The organism is Hymenobacter sp. HSC-4F20, assembly GCF_019599275.1.
Taxonomy (GTDB): Bacteria; Bacteroidota; Bacteroidia; order Cytophagales; family Hymenobacteraceae; genus Hymenobacter.
This window is the reverse complement of the sequence record NZ_JAHZTD010000004.1, coordinates 172,700-194,031: the sequence shown is the minus strand read 5'-3', so window position 1 is coordinate 194,031 and position 21,332 is coordinate 172,700. Positions and strand designations below refer to the sequence as shown.

At 60.2% G+C, this 21,332-nt stretch carries 17 protein-coding genes; 11 read left to right on the top strand and 6 right to left on the bottom strand.

What is annotated here, in order from left to right; all coding sequences use genetic code 11:
- Positions 1 to 65: 65 nt before the first annotated feature.
- Positions 66 to 980 carry a DUF72 domain-containing protein gene (locus K3G63_RS19565; RefSeq protein ID WP_220615824.1) on the bottom strand — a complete coding sequence of 305 codons (915 nt, stop codon included), beginning with the start codon at positions 978 to 980 and terminating at the stop codon, positions 66 to 68.
- A gap of 380 nt (positions 981 to 1,360) precedes the next feature.
- Here K3G63_RS19565 and K3G63_RS19560 point away from each other — a divergent pair, with 380 nt between their 5' ends.
- The 4 genes from K3G63_RS19560 to K3G63_RS19545 all read left to right on the top strand — a co-directional run bounded on the left by K3G63_RS19560 (position 1,361) and on the right by K3G63_RS19545 (position 5,905).
- On the top strand, positions 1,361 to 2,179 hold the full coding sequence (locus K3G63_RS19560; protein WP_220615823.1) for a septal ring lytic transglycosylase RlpA family protein: 819 nt from the start codon (positions 1,361 to 1,363) through the stop codon (positions 2,177 to 2,179).
- Positions 2,180 to 2,356: 177 nt separating this feature from the next.
- Positions 2,357 to 2,947, top strand: a complete 591-nt coding sequence (locus K3G63_RS19555; protein ID WP_220615822.1) for a PorT family protein — start codon at positions 2,357 to 2,359, stop codon at positions 2,945 to 2,947.
- Between the two features lie 69 nt (positions 2,948 to 3,016).
- Positions 3,017 to 5,488 carry a penicillin acylase family protein gene (locus K3G63_RS19550; protein WP_220615821.1) on the top strand — a complete coding sequence of 824 codons (2,472 nt, stop codon included), beginning with the start codon at positions 3,017 to 3,019 and terminating at the stop codon, positions 5,486 to 5,488.
- 36 nt (positions 5,489 to 5,524) lie between these two features.
- Positions 5,525 to 5,905, top strand: coding sequence for a hypothetical protein (locus tag K3G63_RS19545; protein ID WP_220615820.1), 381 nt, complete (start codon positions 5,525 to 5,527; stop codon positions 5,903 to 5,905).
- A 76-nt stretch (positions 5,906 to 5,981) separates the two neighbouring features.
- Here K3G63_RS19545 and K3G63_RS19540 read toward each other — a convergent pair whose 3' ends face one another.
- Positions 5,982 to 7,202: an alpha/beta fold hydrolase gene (locus tag K3G63_RS19540; RefSeq protein ID WP_310794613.1), complete on the bottom strand. Its 1,221-nt coding sequence runs from the start codon at positions 7,200 to 7,202 to the stop codon at positions 5,982 to 5,984.
- Between the two features lie 185 nt (positions 7,203 to 7,387).
- On the opposite strand from K3G63_RS19540, the gene K3G63_RS19535 reads away from it, so the two are divergent.
- The 4 genes from K3G63_RS19535 to K3G63_RS19520 all read left to right on the top strand — a co-directional run bounded on the left by K3G63_RS19535 (position 7,388) and on the right by K3G63_RS19520 (position 11,559).
- Positions 7,388 to 7,822, top strand: a complete 435-nt coding sequence (locus K3G63_RS19535) for a BlaI/MecI/CopY family transcriptional regulator (protein WP_220615818.1) — start codon at positions 7,388 to 7,390, stop codon at positions 7,820 to 7,822.
- Positions 7,776 to 9,212, top strand: coding sequence for an energy transducer TonB (locus K3G63_RS19530; protein WP_220615817.1), 1,437 nt, complete (start codon positions 7,776 to 7,778; stop codon positions 9,210 to 9,212). The genes K3G63_RS19535 and K3G63_RS19530 overlap by 47 nt, the downstream gene beginning before the upstream one ends.
- Positions 9,213 to 9,445: 233 nt before the next feature.
- Positions 9,446 to 10,378: a hypothetical protein gene (locus K3G63_RS19525; RefSeq protein ID WP_220615816.1), complete on the top strand. Its 933-nt coding sequence runs from the start codon at positions 9,446 to 9,448 to the stop codon at positions 10,376 to 10,378.
- 158 nt (positions 10,379 to 10,536) lie between these two features.
- Positions 10,537 to 11,559, top strand: coding sequence for a hypothetical protein (locus K3G63_RS19520; protein ID WP_310794612.1), 1,023 nt, complete (start codon positions 10,537 to 10,539; stop codon positions 11,557 to 11,559).
- Between the two features lie 176 nt (positions 11,560 to 11,735).
- On the opposite strand, the gene K3G63_RS19515 is transcribed toward K3G63_RS19520, so the two are convergent.
- The 4 genes from K3G63_RS19515 to K3G63_RS19500 form a co-directional block, all read right to left on the bottom strand.
- Positions 11,736 to 13,307, bottom strand: coding sequence for a DHA2 family efflux MFS transporter permease subunit (locus K3G63_RS19515; protein ID WP_220615815.1), 1,572 nt, complete (start codon positions 13,305 to 13,307; stop codon positions 11,736 to 11,738).
- 106 nt (positions 13,308 to 13,413) lie between these two features.
- Complete coding sequence (locus tag K3G63_RS19510; protein WP_220615814.1) at positions 13,414 to 14,517, bottom strand: HlyD family secretion protein; 1,104 nt, start codon at positions 14,515 to 14,517, stop codon at positions 13,414 to 13,416.
- 69 nt (positions 14,518 to 14,586) lie between these two features.
- A complete protein-coding gene (locus K3G63_RS19505) occupies positions 14,587 to 15,012 on the bottom strand; it encodes a universal stress protein (RefSeq protein ID WP_220615813.1) in 426 nt (141 codons plus the stop codon).
- A 97-nt stretch (positions 15,013 to 15,109) separates the two neighbouring features.
- Positions 15,110 to 16,450 carry a TolC family protein gene (locus K3G63_RS19500; RefSeq protein ID WP_220615812.1) on the bottom strand — a complete coding sequence of 447 codons (1,341 nt, stop codon included), beginning with the start codon at positions 16,448 to 16,450 and terminating at the stop codon, positions 15,110 to 15,112.
- Positions 16,451 to 16,697: 247 nt separating this feature from the next.
- Here K3G63_RS19500 and K3G63_RS19495 point away from each other — a divergent pair, with 247 nt between their 5' ends.
- From K3G63_RS19495 to K3G63_RS19485, 3 genes are all read left to right on the top strand, one after another.
- On the top strand, positions 16,698 to 18,794 hold the full coding sequence (locus tag K3G63_RS19495; protein WP_220615811.1) for a sigma 54-interacting transcriptional regulator: 2,097 nt from the start codon (positions 16,698 to 16,700) through the stop codon (positions 18,792 to 18,794).
- A gap of 137 nt (positions 18,795 to 18,931) precedes the next feature.
- The gene (locus K3G63_RS19490; protein ID WP_220615810.1) at positions 18,932 to 20,287 is read left to right on the top strand and encodes an AAA family ATPase; all 1,356 of its coding nucleotides are present in this window, start codon (positions 18,932 to 18,934) and stop codon (positions 20,285 to 20,287) included.
- A gap of 8 nt (positions 20,288 to 20,295) precedes the next feature.
- Positions 20,296 to 21,327 carry a 5-methylcytosine restriction system specificity protein McrC gene (locus K3G63_RS19485; RefSeq protein WP_220615809.1) on the top strand — a complete coding sequence of 344 codons (1,032 nt, stop codon included), beginning with the start codon at positions 20,296 to 20,298 and terminating at the stop codon, positions 21,325 to 21,327.
- The last annotated feature ends 5 nt before the right edge of the window (positions 21,328 to 21,332 follow it).

Sequence of the window (21,332 nt, the reverse complement as noted above, 5' to 3'; positions counted from 1 at the left end):
GCATTGCCTCTAAACGCCGCGAAGCATTTCGCTTCAAGCACCTGATTAACAGAGTGTACAAAGCGCTAAAACAGACTACCCTGCACGGGCTGCGGAATCACGCGGGGTGGCTGCACGGCCATTCCCGTTAGCTCGTGCAGGCGACGCAGCAAGTGCTCGGCCCACAGGGGGGAGTGCATAATGTCCTTCTGATGAATGAACACGTAGGCCGTATGCAGGCCGGCTTCCAGCCAGCCGGCGATGCGGGCGGCCCAGTCATCGGCCCGGCGGAAGTCAGAGTCGATGAGGCCGTGGCCGTTGATGCGTATAAACGCCGTGGGCGTCGTCAGACGCATGTGCAGCACATCGCGCCGGCCGGCCACGTCGCTGAGCACCAGCGGCTTGCCCAAGGCTTCCAGCATGGCCGTCACCGAGGCCAGCAGCTCCTTATCGGTAAACCAGGCGGGATGCCGTAGCTCCACGGCCAGGGGCACGTAGGAGGGAAAGTCGAGTAGGTAGCGTTCCAGCCGGGGCAGGTGTTCCGGCCCGAAGGTAGGCGGCAGTTGCAGGAAAGCGTGCCCCAGCGTGGGCCCCAGCCCTTCAATGGCCCGGCAAAAGCTCAGCGTCAGCTCATCGGCATTGTAGAGGGCTCGGTCGTGGCTGATACTCTGGGGGAGCTTGGGGCAGAACCGGAAGGTAGTCGGTACGGCCTCGCGCCAGCGCCGCACCGTGGACGCGTCGGGAATGCGGTAGTGGGTGGTATTCAGCTCAATGCTGTTAAACTGCCGGCCATAATGGTGCAGGTAGTCGGCTTCCCTGATACCCAGGGGAAAGTAGTTGCCCAGCCAGGCCTTGTTTGTCCAGATGGGGCAGCCCACGCGCACGTCCGGCGGGGCAGGCTGAGTAGGCAGGGCCCGCGCCAGCACACCCGCCGTTTCGGGGTGGTCGGCGGGGAGGCGAAAGTTAACGTAGCGCAGGTCGGAAAGACGGCCAAAATCCATACCCGAAGGTACGGCGAAAGTGGGGTTACTGCCACAGCCAGGCAGCTGACTGACCGCGGTGTGTAGCTTACTAGGCTTAGCATATTTCCGGGACTTTTGCAACCTGCCTTTCGGATAACTTCCACCGGGAAGGCCAAAATTTTTTAACCCGCGGATAGTCTTATTTCATGTAACTACCGGTAATACCCTAAAAAGAGTGCAAAACTCTTCTTAAGGAAACACAATCGTGAATTTAACCTCGTTGCATCTGATTATTTAAATGCAATATTTCTTCAAAAAGAACAATTTATGGGTCAGCACCTGGCTGTGTACGAGGCTGCTGGGCCGGCGGGTTTGGGAGGCGCGCCTAGTTTTGTCGCACTCACCAACCAAGAGAATGAATGAAGTTGCATCTACGACTGCATGTCTCGGGCTTGATGATGGCCATGCTCCTTGTGCTGCTGACGGCCTTCTCCGCCTCAGCCCGCGCCCTGCGCATACGTGAAGATGAAAAAGCCCCCGCCGCTGCTGCTAAAAAGGCAACGGTACTGCGTGGCCGCGCCTCCTGGTACGGCCGCGAACATCAAGGCCACCGCACCAGCAACGGCGAGCGGTTTGACCGCAACAAATACACCTGCGCCCACAAAACCCTGCCATTCGGCACCAAGCTGCGCGTTTCTAACCCTGAAAATGGGGAATCGGTAGTGGTGCGCGTCACGGACCGCGGCCCTTTCCGCCACCAGCGCATCCTCGATTTATCGGAAGTAGCGGCCCGCCCCCTGGGCATTGTTACCCACGGCGCCGTATCGGTAGTGGCAGAGGTCGTGAACCCGGAAACCCCCCTGGGCCCCACCGCTGCTCCCGCCGACCTGGCTACGCTGGCCGCCGACTCAACGGTGGCGGTGGGCCTGCTAACCGATGTGCGGGCGGGTTCTTCCGAGGCTGAGGACGTGACGCTTACCCCGGAGCCCACCGCTACCTACGTTATTCAGGCCGGTACCTTCGGCGACGCCCGCAACGCCCGCGCCGTGATGGACAAAATTCAGAGCACCGAACCTAAGCTACTGGTAACCACGGTAGCTACTACCTCCGCCGAAGGCCGGGCCCTCAGCCGGGTAGTAGTAGGCCGGTTTGCTACCCAGGCCGAAGCCGACGCTGTGCGCCAGCGTTTGGCCCGGCTAGGCATCAGCGGATTGGTGCGGCAGGGCGAGAATCTGTAGTTACCTTTCGTTCAGAAGCGTAAGGCCCACCTTGTCTATAAGGTGGGCCTTTTCTATATAGCTGCGTTATTATATTTATGGTATAGTCTTTGTGACCTGTTGTATACTCATCAGTAAGAAGTAGACCGAAGGGGCTACCGCTTTTTTATCCGGCAACAGTCCACCTATTCCTTTTATATGAAGAAACTCTCCTACGCAGCGGTGGTAGCTTGCTTGCTACCCCTCTTTTCCGCTCACGCGCAGAGCCTCACGACAAAAGGCACCCGCACGTTGGGCGTAGCCGCCACTGACCAAAGCTACTTTAGTACTACTGATTACTCTACCAGCCTGCGTATTTCCGTTGCTCCATCGGTAGGCAAGTTTTTCGCCGACAATTGGGCCGTCGGGTTGGCAGTTCCACTAGCCTATGCTTCAACCAAGACCAAGCAGACGGGGAACCGTAGCCGTGGGCTGGCAGTAGGAGTTGTGCCGTGGTTGCGTTATTACCTGCCGTCAGAAAGTCGCCACCGGGTATTTGCGCAAGCACAAGCAGGAGCCATCTTAGATGCTTCGTGGGGCCAACGAGCTGTATATGATGGGTTCGACTCTACTATACAGCCATATCGCAACACCGACTTCGGCTACCTGGCCGGCTTGGGGGCGGGCTATTCGTACTTTCTTACGCCCAACGTTGGCGTAGAAGCCTTGCTGCTTTACCACCAGGGAGGCTTTTCTAACACAGGCAACCTTGGTGTTGACATCGGACTGCGCGCTTATTTAGGCAATTAAACCATACGTAGGCAAGTCCTGGAAATCGAAGCATTTGCTACCTTCCACCTCCGCGAAACTGGTTAGCCAATGCTTCGATTTCTTCCGGGCACGCTCGTGCTCCTCGTTACGCTTACCCTTACCTGGGCTCTGAACACAAAGTTGGGCGACGTACCACCGGTGGCCAGCCTGCTGAGTCCGTACCGGGGAATCTGGCGAAATGCTGAGCCGGAGCAGGCCCCGCAGCAAACCTTACAGCTCCCCGGCCTGCAGCAGCCCGTGCGCGTGCGCTTCGATGATAGGCGCGTACCCCACATCTTCGCCCAGAACGAGCACGATCTGTACTACGCCCAGGGCTACCTCACGGCCCGCGACCGGCTCTGGCAGATGGAGTTTATGACCCGGGTGGCGGCTGGCCGCATTTCGGAGGTAGTGGGACCCAAGGCTCTGGAGTACGACCGGTTTCAGCGGCGCATGGGCCTGCCCTACGGGGCCGAAAACTCATTGCGCGTTATGCTGCGCAATGATACTACCCGGCTGGTGCTGGAGGCCTACTCCCAGGGGGTAAATGCCTATATCAGCCGCCTTTCGCCCGCAGAGTATCCTTTTGAGTACAAGCTGCTGGACTACGCCCCCGAGCCCTGGCAGCCGCTTAAAAGCGCCCTACTGCTCAAGCTGATGGCCTGGGATTTAAGCGGCCGCTCCGACGATGTGCGCCTGAGCAATATCCTGCGCAAGTATGGTCCGGCCGTCGTGCGCGACTTGTTCCCCGACTACCCCAACCGCACCGACGCTATTGTGCCCCCTGGCACGGCCCCCGACTTCCGGCCGGTGCCCGTGCCGCCTACTCCGCCAGCCTTTGCCGCGGCCCTGGCGGGAGGCTCGTGGCAGCGGCAGCCCGACCCGGAGCTGGGCTCCAACAATTTCGCCGTGGCGGGCAGCCGCTCCGCCTCGGGCCTGCCCCTGCTGGCCAATGACCCGCACTTGCAGCTGAACCTGCCCAGCATCTGGTACCAGGCCCAGCTGCACGCGCCCGGCGTGAACGTATACGGCGTCACTATTCCCGGAGCGCCTACCATCATCATCGGGTTTAATGAGGACGCGGCCTGGGGCGTAACCAACGTGGGCGGCGACGTACTGGACTGGTACCAGCTCCGGTTCCGGGATGCCAGCCAGCGCGAGTACTGGCACGCGGGCCGCTGGAAGCCGGTGCGCCGGGTAGTGGAGCGCATTCCGGTGCGGGGTCAGCCCGACCGCCTCGATACGGTGCTCTACACCCACCACGGCCCCATCGTGTACGACCGCAACGAAACCGTATTCAACAAGCAGACGCCCATCCGGCACGCCCTGCGCTGGACTGCCCACGACGGGGGCAACGAGGTGCTGGCCTTCTACCGTCTCAACCGCACTCATTCCTACCCCGAGTACCGCCAGGCCCTGCGCACCTACGCCTCTCCGGCCCAGAACTTTATCTTCGCCGACCGCCGCAACGACATTACCATTCAGCCCAACGGCCGCTTCCCGCTGAAGTGGCCCGACCAGGGCAAGTTTATCCTGGATGGCACCGATGCGCGCCACGACTGGCAGGGCTGGATTCCGATGGACCAGAACCCCCACGTGCGCAACCCGGCCCGCGGCTTCGTCTCGTCGGCCAACCAGCCCTCCGCCGGCCTCGACTATCCCTACTACCTGGGCTGGGACTACGCCCCTTCCGACCGGGGCCACCGCATCAACGAGCGGCTGGCCGGCATGCAGCGCGCCACCCCCGACAGCCTGCGCCAACTCCAGAACGATAACCTGGGCGTGAATGCCCGGCTGATGCTGCCCTGGATGCTACGTGTACTGGCCGGCAGTCTACCTCCGGACAGTGCCCCTCACCCCACTGCGCCCGGTGCACCAGAGCAGGCCGCCCAGCGGGTGCTTGCCGCCTGGAACTACCGCTACGAAGCTCCCGCCGTGGCCGCCAGCATTTTTGAGCTGTGGTACACTGACCTGGTGAAGCGCCTGTGGGAAGATGATTTCGGCCCGGCTACAGGGGCGGAAATGCGCTACCCCTCCCGGGCCCGCACCAATCAACTACTGCTGCAGGAAGCGGCGACATCTGCCTGGATTGATGACCGCACCACTCCCCGGCGCGAAACCGTGCACGACCTGGTGGCCGCCTCCCTGCACTTCGCTGTGGATTCGCTAACCCGCAAATTTGGGCCGCTGGGACCGAAGTGGGCCTGGGCCAACCAGAAAAGCACCGACATCAACCACCTGGCCAACCTGGCTGGCTTCGGACGCCAGGATATTGACTGCGGGGGTAGCCCCGGCTCGGTGAATGCCACCGGCCCGCGCAACGGCCCCTCCTGGCGCATGGTGGTGGCCCTGGGGCCGCAGGTGAAGGCCTACGGCATCTTCCCCGGCGGTCAGAGTGGCAACCCCGCCTCCGCCTACTACGACGACATGATTGATACTTGGCGGGTAGGCCAGCTGGATGAGTTGGTGTTTCTGCGCGCCGCCGATGAAAACCACCCGCGCCTGCAGGTTGCCTGGCGGCTGGAAGCCCCGCACCAGTAACCGCCTGTTTTCCTTCTTACCTCCATCCCTACTACCATGCCCCGGTTTTGGCGTCTCGCCCTGCTGATTGCTGTTTTGTCATCATTAGCCCAGCTGTTGCTGCCGTGGTGGGTGGTAGTACCCGTTGCCTTTGCCGTAGCGGCAGGGTGGGGCGCTACCGGAGGGCGCGCTTTCCTGGCCGGGCTGCTGGGTGTAGGCCTGAGTTGGTGGCTGCCCGCCCTGTGGCTGCACACCCACGGGGCCGCCCGCCTGGCCGACCGGCTGGCAACCCTGCTGCCGTTGGGCGGAAGCGGCTGGACGCTGGCGCTGGTAAGCGGACTGGTGGCCGGGGTAGTAGGGGGGCTGGCGGCACTTAGCGGGGCCTGGGTTCGGCAGGCCGCGCGGCCCCGAAGCCCAGAGGGCACCTCCACCCTCTAAGCCCTGCTTCCTAGAACGCCAAAGTCCCGCCTACCAGGAGCAAGCGGGACTTTGGTGTACGTATAATCAGCGGAGGCTAGTACTGCGAAATGAAGGCAAAAGCCTGCAACGTATAAGTAGCCACCGAGCTGAAGTGGTTGCCGCCCTGAATGGGCTTCAGCTGCACTTGCGTAGCGCCACGGGCGCGCATGGCGTTGTAGGCATCCTGGGAGTTGAAGTAGGGCACGTAATCGTCGGCGGTGCCGTGGAACAGGGCCACGGGTGCGGTTGGCTTCCAGTCGTACACGTCGTTATCCTTAAAGGCAGCCGTGAGAGCGGCATCCGTATTATTAAGTACGGCCTGGCGGAACGGCTCGGCAAAAAGCTCTGAGGCTTTATTAGGCACTGAGCTGAACGGATCAGCCTGCAGGCGGGTAGCGTATGGCTCCTTAAAGTACGCCGATAGGGGCCGGTTCAGGTTGTACACGCGGTTATACGTGCTCAGCACCCACACGTAAGTACTCAGGAAGTTGAGCGGCTGCTCCGATTTCGTGATGTACTGAGCGAAAGCCGTTTTGTGGTAAGCACCGGCGCCGGGAGCACTGGCCGTTACGGGTAACTCGGTGGCGTACTTTTCCTCGAGCAGCTTGTGCAGCGACATAGTGGCGTAGCCGCCTTCAGAATAACCCAACAGGAAGTTTTTCTGATTTACGGCCACGTTTTCCTTTTTACAGAACTCGCGGGCCGCCCGCAACATATCGGCCGAGGCCGAGGCCAGCGAAGGCCCGTGCTCATACGGGTGCGGATATGCTTTGGAAGCGCCGTAGCCAATGTAATCGGGGGCCGACACCACGTAGCCCGTGGAGGCCAGCACCGATACCGCCGACCACAATTCGCTACCCGAGCTATAGTGCGAAGGAGCCCGGTCCTCATCATCGGGCCGCAGCGTGCCGTGCTGGTAGCTGATAACGGGCAACGCCTGCGTAGTTACGGGCACGAGCAGCGCACCGGAGGCGGTAATAGCGTTGCCATCGGTATTACGGGTAGTGTACGTGAGCCGATACACCTTAATCGAAAAACGGGCCAAGGAGCCTACCAGCGGAATATCGGCTACCCGTCCGGCCAGTGCGGAGGTGCTGTACTCCCCAATGAGAGTGCTGCCCACCAGCACGGAGGTCGGCTCCGGGGCCGGGGTAGTAGCAGGAGCAGGAGCCGTCGGCTCGGGCGAGTTGCTTTTGCAGCCGGGCGCCGACACAAGCAACGTCAGCAGCCCAAGTGCCCAGCCAGCCGATGCGCGGCGGAAGTTAGATAACGTCACAGGAAGAAGTTTTGGAAATAAAAGCGTCTGGTGGTTTAACACTCTCCTTACTACCCCCGTTCCGCCCGGCAACCTTTTACCATTGTCAGGCAGTGCTTTTGCTGACATTTTTTCTCTTTACTAATTTTATAGTTGTTAAACTAAATAATTAGTTATATCTTCATTTCACCTTACGCCTTTCTCTTATGTCTGATCCTTCTTTTCCTGAGCTCACCCGTGCCGAAGAACAGGTAATGCAAGTGCTGTGGCAGCGCGGCCCTTCCTTCGTGAAGGATGTGGTGCCCGAGCTGCCGCCGCCTACCCCGGCGTACACCACGGTTTCTACCATCATCCGCATTCTGGAGCAAAAGGGCTTTGTGAGCCATGAGGCCTTTGGGCGCACCCACCGCTACCACGCCCTGATTGCCCAGGATGAGTACCGCCGGTTTTCCTTGCGCAAGCTGCTGGGTGGCTACTTCGGCGGCTCGTTTACGCGCTTGGTTTCCTTTTTCGCCAAAGAAGAAAACCTCGATGCAGCCCAGCTCGATGAGCTGCTGCGTCACGCGCAGGCCTCACCTCCACCCCCACCCGCCGATGCTAACCCTGCTGCCCCCGACCATGACCCTAGCCACCCTGCTTAGCTGGCTGCTGCATAGCTCTTTGCTACTTGGGGCTGGGTGGCTGATGTACTACCTGGTGCTGCGCCATGAACGGTGCTTTCATTATAACCGCTGCTTTCTGCTGCTGGCTCCCTGGCTGGCGCTGGTGCTTCCACCGGTGCTGGAGGCCCTGAGTCCGCTGCTCTTGTCGGTTTTACCGGCCTGGGGTAGGCCGGCCGGTAGCAGCTTGCTTGGGGGTAGCCTACTATTGCCTAGTGTGCAGGTAGTAGCGTCCGGCTCGGCTGGAGGCAGCGCCCTGCCGGATGCGCTGGCATTGCTGCCGATGCTTTACGCGGGGGTAGTACTGCTGCTGCTGGCCCGCTTGGCCGGACAGCTCCTGCAGCTGTGGCTTACGGCCCGCCGCTGGCCCCGCCAGGTGCGCGCTGGCTATACCGTACTCTACACCACTGGTCAGCGGCCCGTCAGCTCCTTTGGGCGCTGGATCTTCTGGGACGAAACAGCTCCTCTCGCGCCAGCCGAAGCAGAGTTGATTTTTGCCCACGAGGTAGCGCATGTGCAGCAGGGTCACTCCTGGGAGCGGCTACTGCTGGAAGTTGTGCGGGCCCTGCTCTGGGCCTGCCCCTTCGTGCACCTGTTCCCGCGCGCGCTGGCGCTTACCCACGAGTTGTTGGCCGACTTCCAAGCCATAGAACAAGCTCCTTCCTCGGCACACGCCACGGCTGAATCTTATACTACGCTGCTGGCTCGCATGGCCCTGCGCCAGCTTCACCCTGATTTACCGCTTAGGCATTCTTTTACGCAATCCTTCACCCTTACCCGTATCCGTATGCTTACCTCCCAATCACCCGTTCGGCGCTGGAAGCAGTGGCTGGCGCTGCCTCTGGGAGCAGTGCTGCTGCTGACCATGGCCTGCGAAAAAGCCGCTGAGCCTAATGCGCCAGCAGCTACTACCCACGACGAGCTGGTGGCTCCCCCACCACCTCCACCCCCAGCTGAAGAAGCTCCCGCACCGCCGCCCCCGCCGCCGCCTGCCTATTTCTATGTTGAGCAGATGCCCGAGTATGCCGGAGGGCAAGAGCAATTAGTGGCTGACCTGAGTAAACTGGCAAAGTATCCGGCAGCGGCAAAGGCCGAAAAGCTAAGCGGGCGGGTATTTGTAGGCTTTGTAGTAGCTGCTGATGGGACCATTCAGGGGATTCACCTAAAAAAAGGAATTGAATTCTCCGTCAAATATCCGGGCAACTCCGGAAAGCAGATGTCCACAAAAATCAGTACGCCAGGAGCGCAAGCCTTGAACGAAGCCGCGCTGAATGCTATCCGCAGCCTGCCCGGCAAATGGACTCCCGGCCGCCAGGATGGGCAAGCAGTAGCCGTGATGTACACGGCGCCTATTTCATTCTCGTTGAAATAAAGCTTTCATTACCATGAAAAAACGCTACCCTGAGCACTCTGGGTAGCGTTTTTAGCTTCTGACTGTACCTTGCCGCCTAATCTTCTCGGCAACTAACGCCACGCCACCCCGGTTGTGCAAGAAGAAAGCCCTGTTGTTTAGCTGTTTGTGGAGTTGTAATGCGTCTATTTCTGAAGGTATCCTACTCTGCTGTCTACGGCCGCTTAAGCTCTCTGCTTATTCTGCTGGGCCTTATGTTGCCTGGCTTTTGCCTGCTGAGCTGCGATTCTACTTCCTCCCGCTCCACTCACCTGAGCATTGCCGAGGTTGCTTATCAGAGGCGGGAGTTGCTGCACCACGACTCATTGCGGGCCGATTCGGTGGCACGGGCGGGCGGACAGTTGCCGGGTGCCATTCTGCCCGGCAACCGCATTGTGGCCTTTTATGGCAACCCCCTGCACAAAGCCATGGGCATTTTAGGCGAGCTGCCCAAAGACGAGATGCTCAGGCGCCTTACCAAGCAGGCCGCCGAGTGGCAGCGGGCCGATTCTCTACCCGTGCGCCCGGCCCTGCACCTGATTGCCGTAATTGCCCAGCGCGACTCCGGCTCCGATGGTAAGTACCGCATGGCTCTGCCCGACACCACCATTCGCCGGGTTATCCGCTGGGGGCAAGAGCATCAGACGCTGGTGTTTCTGGATGTGCAGGTAGGCCTCAGCGACCTACAGCACGAACTACCCAAACTTGCTCCCTACCTGCGCCTTCCTTTCGTTCACCTCGGCATCGACCCGGAATTTTCCATGAAGTCGGGGCGACGGCCGGGCACGGAGGTAGGCGAGTTCGATGCCGTGGACATCAACTACGCCCGGCAGTTTCTGGCCCGCCTGGTCAGCGAAAACCACTTGCCGCCCAAAGTGCTGGTAGTACACCGCTTCCGCCAGGACATGGTCACGAACTACCAGGACATCAAGCTCGATCCGCGCGTGCAGATTGTGATGCACATGGACGGCTGGGGCACGCCGCGCATTAAGCGCAGCTCCTACCGAAAGTTTATCAAGAAAGAGCCCGTGGAATACACCGGCTTCAAGATTTTCTACCGCAACGACCGCAAAGGCGAGTCGCGCCTGATGACTCCGCGCGAGGTAGTAGCCCTCACCCCCGCTCCCCTTTACATTCAGTATCAATAGCCGAAAACGACTACCGCGCCGGAAAGCAAGGGACTTGCGAAAGGTCCGAGGGGGAAGCGGGCCGCTAGCACGCTCCGCAAAAATTACGGGTAGCCCCGCCGTAGCTGCACCGGGAAAACCGTAACTTTCCGGCAACTCTCTCTTATTTACGTTCATCCGTGCGGCATTTTTCACTTGTTGGCGCTGGCCTTACCGCCCTGGGCCTCGCTTTTTCCCTGGTTACCTTGCCCGGCTGCGGCTCCCGCTCCGGCACCGAATCTGAAAATACCGCGGCCGTGGCCGACACGGCCAAGCCCGCGGTAATTGACACCGTGGCCCTCAAGCGCCAGGCCATGATGCGCGACTCGCTCAAGGCCGATTCCATCGCCAAGAAAAACGGGCAGCTGCCGGGCGCCATCCTGCCGGGCCACCGCATTGTGGCGTTCTATGGCAACATCCGGGCGAAAGGCATGGGTATTCTGGGCCGGGAGCCCAAGGAGCAGATGCTGGCTAAGTTCCGGAAAGTGCAGAAGGAGTGGCAGGACGCCGACCCCTCGCTCCCCATTCAGCCCGCCCTGCACAGCGTAACCATTACGGCCCAGGCGGCGGCCGGCAAAGACGGTAAGTACCGCCTGATGAACTCCAAGGCCACTATCGACGAGACAATACAGTGGGCCAAGGACAACGGCTGCATTGTGTTTCTGGACGTGCAGGTAGGCCTTTCGGACCTGGAGCACGAGCTGCACAAGCTGGAACCCTGGCTGAAAGACCCCATCGTGCACATGGGCATCGACCCGGAGTTTGCCATGAAAACCAAAGGCGTGCGTCCGGGTAAGAAAATCGGGACCTACGATGCCAAGGATGTGAACTACGCCATCAACTTCCTGGCCCGCATCGTGAGCGAAAACAAGCTCCCGCCCAAGGTACTGACGGTGCACCGCTTCACCCAGGGCATGATTACCAACTACAAAAACATCAAGCTCGACCCGCGGGTGCAGGTAGTAATGCACATGGATGGCTGGGGCAACCCGGTGCTGAAGAAGGACTCGTACCGCGACTACATCCAGACCCAGCCCGTGCAGTACACCGGCTTCAAGCTGTTTTACGAGTACGACCCCCGGCCGGCTCCTCACCACATGATGACGGCCAAGGAAGTGTTGGCTGAGCTTACTCCCAAGCCCCTGTACATTCAGTACCAATAGCGCGGAGCTAATGAGTTAGTGAAATAGCGAGTTCGACGTTCAGACGGCTCTTATTTCATTGAGGTCATCAACCTTTTTAAAAGACAAACGGCCCCGGCAACTACAGTTGCCGGGGCCGTTTGTTTTGGGAAGCAAGCTCACAGGAGCTGACAAAACATCAACTCCGTAGCTCTGCGCTAGTGAGCAGCGTTGAGGTCTACTTTCTCGCCGGGTTTAGGACGCTTAATGATGAGCACCAAGGGCACGCAAATCAGGAAGAAGGTGCCAATCATCAGGAAGATCTGACCGTAGGTAATGATTGATACCTGCTTCATCAGGGTGCCTTCCAGAGCCGCGTAGGCCTGCTGCTGGGCCTGTACGAAGCTGGCGCCCTTCGACATAAAGTTAGCCGTGAAGGCTTGCAGGCGCTGCTGCGTTTCCGGGTCGTAGAGGGAGATGTTAGGCAGCAGGGCCACCCGGTTTTTAGCCAATGAGCGCTCCAGGTAAGTGCCTACCAGCGCTACCCCGAACGAGCCACCCAACTGACGGATCATGCCGGTGAGGCCAGCGGCCTGCCCCGCATCTTTCCCGCTGATGCCGGAAAGCGACATGGTGGTGATGGGCAGGAAGAGCAGGGCCAACCCGAAGCCGCGCAGCATCAGGGGCCAGAAGAAGTCGTGCTCACCGGCGGTGGGCGAGAGCTGCGTGCTCATCCAGTAGGAGAAGATGAAGAAGATGCCGAAGCCTACCGGCAGCATAAATTTCTGCGGTACGCCTGCCTGAATCATCTTACCCACAATGGGCATCATCATGCCCGAAAGCAACGCACTGGGTAGCAGGATAAACCCGGTTTGAGCGGCGGTAAAGCCCAGAATGCGCTGACAGAAAATCGGGAATACGAACACGGAGGCAAACAGCCCGAAGCCCAGCACGAAGGACAGGAAGGCCCCGATGGACAGGTTGCGGCTGCGAGTAAGCACGCGCAAATCCACAATCGGGTCCTTGGCCGTCAGCTCCCGCACAATGAAGCCTACCAACCCGACTACAGCCAGGGTGGTGAAAAACAGGATGTAAGCACTTTCAAACCAGTCCTCGGTTTCACCCTGCTCCAGCACCAGCTGCAGTGAGCCTACCCCCAGAATCAGCAGGAAGATACCGGCCCAGTCAATCTGACCAAGCGGCCGGCGGACGGCATTCTTGATGCGCTCCGGGTCGCGGATAAACAGCATGGTGAAGATGCTGGCCAGTACGCCTACCGGTACGTTCACGTAGAAAATCCAGGGCCAGTCGTAGTTATCCACAATGTAGCCGCCCAGCGTCGGACCAATGGTGGGCCCAATAATAACCCCCATGCCGAACAAGGCCTGACCCAGAGCCAGCTGCTTGGGCGGGAAGGTGTCAATCAGAATGGCCTGGGAGGTAGCCATCAGCGCCCCGCCGCCTACCCCCTGGATAAAGCGGAAGGCCACCAGCTCCCAAATGTTCGTGCTCTGCCCGCAAGCCATGGAGGCCAGCGTGAATAGCACCACGGAGAAGAGGTAGTAGTTTTTGCGGCCAAACTGCTCGGCCAGGAAGCCCGTCATCGGAATCACGATAACGTTGGCAATGCCATACGAAGCTACTACCCAGGTTACTTCCTGCTGCGTGGCTGAAAGGTTGCCCATCATCTGGGTCAGGGCCACGTTTACAATACTGGTATCGATAAGCTCCAGCAAGCAGCACATCACCACCGTAATGACGATGATCCACTTGGTAAATCCGGTTTCCATTAGGTGCTGAGAAGTGAGAAAGAGAAGTGAGAACGAAGACTTTTGGTTAGGCGGAGGCTTCACGAAAAAGTCTAGGTTCTCACTTCTTGGTTCTCCAGTCTAAAAATTACTTGGTTTTCACCGTCGCTACCACGCTCATACCGGCGCGGAGGGGGTGCTCGGGGTCAACTTTATCGAGCACAATTTTGACGGGCACGCGCTGAGTTACTTTCACGAAGTTGCCCGAGGCATTATCAGGAGGCAGCAGGGCAAAACGGGCGCCCGTAGCCGCTGACAGCGACTCGATGTGGCCGGAGAATTCTTCGTTCGGGTAGGCGTCTACCTCAATCTGCACCGGCTGGCCTATTTTCATATTCTCCAGCTGAGTTTCCTTGAAGTTGGCGATAATCCAGGTGTTGCCGCTGGCTACCAACCCCATAAGCTGCTGATTAGGGCTCACGAGCTGGCCGGGCTGCACACTTTTCTTGCTCACGATGCCGTTGGCGGGCGCCGTGATGGTGGTATAGCTTAGCTGCAGACGCGCGTTATCGAGGTCGGCCTGGCGCTGCTTTACTACGGCTTCGGCTACGGCTACCTGCTGGCGCGCGGCTTCTACCTGCTGCTGGGCCACGCGCACCTGCTGCTGGGCCGTAGCCCGCTGGGCCGTCGTCGATTTCAGGTTGGCTTGTACGGCGTCGTACTCGCTTTGCGGAATGATGTCTTCCTTGCGCAGGAACTGGCTGCGCTTCAGGTCTTTCTCCAGGCGGGAACGGTTAGCGTCGCTTACCCCGATGGTAGCCTGCGCCGTGCTTACGTTGGCTTGGGCAGTGCCTACGGCGGCGCGCGCGGCCACTACGTTGGCCTGGGCGGCGGCCAGGGCGGCTTCAGCGGCATTCACACGCTGCTGGTAGTCGGCCGGGTCTACGGTCACCAGCACGTCGCCTTTTTTCACCGGCTGGTTGTCTTCTACCTTCACTTCCAGCACCGGGCCCGAAACGCGGGGCAGAATGGGGTACACGTCGCCTTCTACCTGGGCATCGTCGGTTTCCTCGTGGGTCTGGCCAAACTGGTAACGCTGCCAGCCGAAGTACCCCCCTACGAGCAGTAACAGGGCCAGAATGATAAAAATAATCGGGCGCTTCGAGCGACCTTCTTGTTCCTCCACTACCGGCTCGTAAGCGGCAGATTGGGTAGGCGCTACGGCCGAATCGTGTTGAACGGGAGTTGCCATGTTGGGTACTTGGTTGTCGTTGTCGAGAGTTGAGAAGAGCAGGCGAGCGGGTCGCCTCCTCTCTAAATATTACGCCGATTGGCGGTACGCATTCGGGCAGCCGGGTTTCACTAACAGCGTCACGCACGGAGCGGTTCGCACGACAGTTTCGGCGGTGCTACCCATCAAAAAGCGCGTCAGGCCCGTTTGGCCATGCGCTCCAATTACAATAATGTCGGCCGGGTGGCGGCGCGCTTCTTCTACGATTTCACGGGCTGCATTGCCGGAAATAATGGCGGTAGTTACCTGAGCACCAGCTGCCAGCGCCGCCTCCCGCTGCTGAGCAAGCTGCCGGGCTAGCTCTACATCATCGTGGGGGGCCGTGGTAGCCCGGGGCTCCGGCTCCAACACGTGTAGCAGCCGCAGCTCCGCGCCCGTACCCGCCGCCAGAGCAGCCGAGTACTTTACCACCGCCTCCGTCACGGCAGAAAAATCAATCGGACACAGGATGGTCATGTTGGGGAATGAGTAAGTGAGTGAATGAGCGAAGTGATGGAGTGAACAGGCAGCCGGAAGAGACGACTCACTCATTCACTCAGCTACTCATTCACCGTTACCAAATCTGCTCGCCGGTGGCCCGGCGGAGCTGGTATTGGCCGAGGGTATAGTTGTAGATGGCCTGCAGGCGCGAGAGGCGCGACTGCGCCAGTTGGGTTTCCGCATCCAGCACGTCAAGGTTCGAGCCGACGCCGTAGCGGTAGCGGGCCTGGGCGCGGGTGAGGGCGTCCGCAGCCTGGGTAATCTGCACCTGGGAGTTGTCGTAGCGGGCGGTGCTGGACTGCATGTTGTTCACGGCTTGCAGCACGTCGGCGCGTACTTGCTCCTGGGTATCCTGAGTGCGGGCCTGGGCTCCTTTAATAGCCGATTGAGCCGCGGCGCGCTGGTACTTGTTCCGGTCGCCGTCGTAAATCGGAATAGAGAGCTGGGCGCCCGCTACCGTGTTGAAGCGGAAACGCTCCAGGTTAGGCACGATGTAGCCGTTTTTGCCCCCGGCCTGGGCCAGTACGCTCAGGGAAGGCTTGTTGCTGGTTTCGGCTACCCGCAGCTGGGCGGCGGCCGTAGCCTCGGCATCTTTCGCCAGCTTCACCTCGGGGCGGTTTTCGGCGCCTCTCGTCAGGGCAGCAGCTACGTCTATCGACTGCGGATTGTACTCAAACCGGCCTCGCACGGGCACAACCTCCGATTCGGGACGGTGCAGCAGGCGGGCCAGCTGGATTTCCTGGTTGCGCAGCTGGTTTTGCAGGTCAATTTTGCGGTCCTGGGCCTGAGCAATGCGCACCTGAGTGGTTGTCACGTCAAAATTGGTGCTTACCCCACCTTGCACGCGCTTCTCCATTTCGCGCTGGTGCTGCTTAAGGGAAGCAATCTGGGCATCCTGCACCCGAATGGCTTCGCGGGCGAACAGAATGCTGTAGTAGCTCTGCGCGGCGGCGTAGGCCAGGTCGCGGCGGGTTACGTTGATTTGGTCGGCCGCCGTGATGGAGCGGGTGCGCGCCGCCTCAATGGCCGCATTTACCCGCCCGAAATCCAGCACGGTGTAGCGGGCCGTTACGTGAGCGTCGTAGTTATTATTGGGTGCCAGCTGAAAAGCCGGTGCGTCGGGGCTGAGCTGCAGCTTCACCTGCGGGTCGACGCGGGTGTAGCTGGCCGTGCCATCCACGATAGGACGCAAGGCCGTCCGAGATTCGTCGAGGCGGCTCTGCGCTTGGTTTACTTCCTCCTGCAGGGCATTGATGGCCGGGTTGGCATCCAACACTGAGCGGACAGTGGTTTCCAGCGTCAGGGAGTCGCCCGCCGTGGCAGTGGCAATTGGTACCTGCGCATGGGCCGCATTTCCTACCAGCAACCCTAAGGTGGCTAGCAGTGGTGCGGTATAATGTGGTCGGAAAAGCATATCTAAAACAGCTTATGGATGCCTGCCACTTACCTAACCACGTGCCAATCCGTTAAAATCATTTTAATCCGACCTCGAAACTCCGTTTAAGCCCTGAAAACGCATAAAATATTTTTCCGTGGTGTAGTAGCACACTTTCTTGATAGGGTTAATTTTTCCTTATATATAAGGATATCCTCACTATTGTTCCTGATATTTAAGGACTATTTACTGCTTCTCCGTTACACCTGAGCTTTACTGAACCGCCATGCCAGATCAAGATGACTCGTTACTTTTGTATCTGAACGATGCCATTGCCACGACCCGGAATAAGGAAGACTTGTTTCGGAGCGTAACGGAGAAGCTGCGCCTGATTTTCCCTTTCGATGCTATTACCATCCTGACGCTCGACGCCGAGCACCAGTACCGCCGCGTATTCCTGCGCGACTACCTGGGGGAGATGCTCCTACCCGACCAGATTGGCCGAAAGCCTCTGGGCCGCACGCCCATCGAGGGAACCCCTATCGAGCTGTTCGTACGTCAGCCCCACCTACACCAATATGATCTGACCGAGCTGCTCGATACTTACCCCCAGTACCAGCCATTCGGCGCACTCTTGGAGCGCGGCATGCGGTATTTCACGGTAGTGCCGCTTCGCACAAGCGGGCACCTGATTGGGTTGCTGTCCCTGGTAGCCCGCCGTCATCCGGACTTCTCGCCCAACGATATAGACCTGCTGGAAAAGATTGGCAGCTTGGTGGCGGTAGCGGTTACCAATACCCTTGCTTTTGAGGATATGGCCCGGCGGGAGCAGGAAAAATCCATGCAGCTGGCCCTCAACAATGCGCTGCTGAGTATTAAGGAGCGCGGCGAGCTGTTCCGGACCATTGCCACCGAAATCAACCACGTAGTGCCTTGCGACTACTTTGGGGTCCGGGTTCGGGAGCCAAACTCACCGGTGCGGGCGCTGGCTGAATTCAACAAGCAGTCCGATGGCACCTTCGCTCCGTTGGATGAAAACCGCTACGACGACCTTCCCCATCCGGTGCAGAATAAAGAAGCCGTGGTAGAGCTGTTTTCAAAGCCCGCCGTGTACGTGGGAGCCGATTTTGAATCGTTGTCGCGGCAGTATGATTTGCTGCGCTACATCCGTGAGCAGCGGGGCACGCAATCCATCCTGTGCGCTCCTCTGGATGCGAACGGGGAGCCCGCCGCGGCCCTGATTCTGGCAAGCCACCAGCCGCTGGCCTTCACCGAAGAAACCCTGGAGCTGATTCAGACCCTGGTGCCCCAAATCCGGCTGGCCATCCAGAACGTGCTGGCTTTCGAGCAGATTGATGCCCTGCGTACCCAGTTGGAACGGGAGCGGACCTACCTCATTGACGAAATCAATACCACCGCCGCCGCCCGCCTCGACGACTTTGTGGGGGGTAGCGCCGTGATGCAGCAGGTGTACACCCGCCTGGCCCAGGTAGCCCCCACCGATACTACCGTGCTTATCACCGGCGAAACCGGAACGGGTAAGGAGCTAGTGGCCCGGGCCCTGCACAACCTCTCGCCCCGCAAGGAGCGGGCACTTATCAAAATTAACTGCGCCGCTCTACCCGCCCAACTCATCGAAAGCGAGCTGTTCGGCCACGAAAAGGGCGCCTTTACCGGAGCCCACGACCGGCGCATTGGCAAGTTTGAGCTGGCAGATGGGGGCACGATTTTCCTGGACGAAGTGGGCGAGCTACCCCTCGATTTGCAAGCCAAGCTGCTGCGGGTGCTGCAGGAAAAGGAGTTTGAGCGCATCGGGGGCCGCCGCGTTATTCATACCGACGTGCGGGTTATTGCCGCTACCAACCGGGTGTTGGAAGATGAGGTAGCCGCCGGCCATTTCCGGGCCGATTTGTACTACCGTCTCAACGTGTTTCCAATTAAGCTACCGCCCCTGCGCGAACGGCCCGAGGACATTGAGCCCCTCATGCGGCACTTCCTGGAACGCTTTACCAAGCAAATGGGCAAACCCGTACGCGGCCTGCGCGAACGGGACCTGAAAGCCCTGCGCCAGTACGGCTGGCCCGGCAATGTGCGCGAGCTGGAGCACGTACTGGAGCAAGCCGTTATTGTCAGTCAGGGGCCGTTTCTGGAGTTTGCCGGCTTCTCGGCCGCTGCGCAGGTAGCACCCGCCGCGCCCGAAGCCGGTGGCCCCCTCAAAACCCTCAAAGACCAGGAGCGCGACCATATTCTGGCGGCCCTGCGCCGCACGGGCGGCCGCGTGAGTGGTCCCAACGGTGCGGCCGTGCTGCTCGACATCAACCCCAAAACCCTGGAAGCCCGCATGAAAAAGCTGGGCATTCAGCGGACGGTAGAAGTAAAGTAGTAAGAGCGTGACCAAGTGAGGGTGACCTTCTCGCGGCCCAACGGGTCCGGTTTAGAGGGCAACCTCACCCGTGTACTATTTTACCACCGAGGGAGCAAACATGGCGGCGAATGCGTTTTAACGTACTTTAGAACCGGATGCCGACTCCCGACCTCGACCCTACCCACCTTACCCGCGACCAGGTTATTGCGGCCCTTCGTCAGATGGACCACGAGGGCCCCCGCATGCCCCTGAGCACTGTCTACGACCTGGTTTTCAAAGGTAAGCGCTACGCGCCGCGGGCTGTGGCGCAGCTGGCGTTTCGGTTGGCTACCGGCGTTGCTGATGCGCCCTGGCCCCTACCCGCCGGCGCGCCGACCAACCGCGTGCTGGAGCAGCTCGATTTCACCATTGCTACCAAGCGCCCTACCCTCGAAAACTCGCCTTTGTTAGATGGCGATGTGGCGGCTCAGGAGCAGATGCAAGAGCTTTACATTGGTGCTGCCCGCGAAACCCCACCAGCCAAGGGCAAGAAGCAAGGGCGCCCTACCCCTCCCGATGCCGCAAACGAGCTGGAAGCAACGCCTGCCCCCTCTGAAGTACACGAACCCGCGCCAACGTATCAGCGGCCCGCACCAGAGCCCTACAACCGGCAGCAGGCGCTGAATGAGCTCTTTCTTTCCGAAGAAAAGCTGGACACAACTCTTGCTGCTTTGCGCCGCCGCCGCAACCTGATTCTGCAGGGGCCACCCGGCACGGGTAAAACGTTTCTGGCCCGCCGCCTGGCCTGGCTGGAGCTGGGTGCTACCGATGCTCAGCGGGTAGAGCTGGTGCAGTTTCACCCAAGCTACAGCTACGAGGACTTCGTGCAGGGTTTTCGGCCCGATGGGACCGGCAACTTTCGGCTTCAGGATGGCATTCTGGTGGATTTTTGCCAGCGGGCGGCCCAGGAGCCGGAGCAGCCCTATTTCCTGCTGATTGATGAGCTGAACCGCGGCAACGTAGCCCGCATTTTTGGGGAGCTGCTGCTCCTGCTGGAAGCCGACAAGCGCGGACCCCGCAACGCCGTGCGCCTCCCCTACGCCCCGGCTGGCAGCCCCCCCTTCTTCGTGCCCGAAAACGTGCACCTGATTGGCACCATGAACCTGGCCGACCGCAGCCTGGCCCCGTTGGATTACGCCCTGCGACGTCGGTTTGCCTTCGTGAACCTGGAACCCGAGTTTGGCGTGCCCTTGCAGGAGTTTCTGGCTACCCGGCAGGTACCGGCCGCTGTCATCAGTCGCCTTACTACCCGCCTTACGGAGCTAAACCAGGTTATTGCCGACGACCCCGAGCTGGGCCCCGATTTCTGCCTCGGCCACAGCTACTTCTGCCAGCCGCCCCCTACCCCTGCCGCAGCCTCAGAGTGGCTGCAGCTGGTTCTGGAGCAGGAAATTGTGCCCTTGCTGGACGACTACTGGCTCGACCAGCCGGCTAAAGCTGCACAGCAAAAGAAAAAGCTACTGGCCCGGTAGCCCGCCCGATGATTCCCATCCAGAACCTCTACTACCTGCTGTGCTACGCCTGGAACCGGCTGCCGGAGCGGGAAGAATTGCTGGCCACGGAAGCTACTGCGTTTCATCGCCCCCTGGAGCTGCTCACCCACGTGCTGCTTTCGGCTACCCGCCGACAGTTGCGCCAGGGCTTGCCGGTAGCCTATGCTGAGCGGACTGAGGAGCTGCCGGAATTGCGGGGCCGGGTGCAGCTGGCTCCTACCCTCAGCCGCGACTTGCTCCGCCGTGGGCGGGTGGTGTGCGCGTTCGATGAACTGGGCCCCGACACGCCGCTTACGCGCCTGCTGCTGGGCACTTTGCAGCAGCTCAGTCGTACCCGCAGCCTGCCGGCGGCCTTGCGTCAGGAAGTACGGGTAGTGCTGCGCCGCTTCCCGGCGGCGGTAGCGCCTGAGCTACCTACTGCGGCTACATTGCGGGCCGTACGCCGGCGGCGGCCCACCGGCCCGGGCGGCTTCTTACTAAGCGTGTGCGAGCTGATTTATCAAAGCGCCCTGCCAAGCCCGGATGCGGCCGGGGCGACCCGCTTCCGCGACTTCCGGCGCGACGAGGCGCTAATGGCCCGCATTTTCGAGCAGTTTGTGCGCAACTTTTACCGCCTGGAGCAGCGCCGGTTTCGGGTGTTGAGCGAGACGATTCAGTGGCAGGCCGAAGCTGAAATGCCTGACGCGCTCGGCCTGCTGCCCGCCATGATTACCGACACGTCGCTGGAAAGCCCGGAGCGCAAAATTATTCTGGATACCAAGTACTACGCGGCGGCTCTCAAGCCCCGCTACAACCAGCAAAAGCTGATTTCGCCCCACCTCTACCAGCTGTACGCCTACCTGCAAAACCAGCCCCTAGCCCCTGAGCAGCAGCTGGAGGGCATCCTGCTGTACCCGGCCGCCGCCCAGGCCCTGGACGTGCGCTACAGCCTGGGCGGGCACCCGGTGCGCATCGTTACGCTGGACCTGAGCCTGCCCTGGCAACAGATAGCCGCTGAGCTTTTGCGGTTGATTGATTAAGGGAT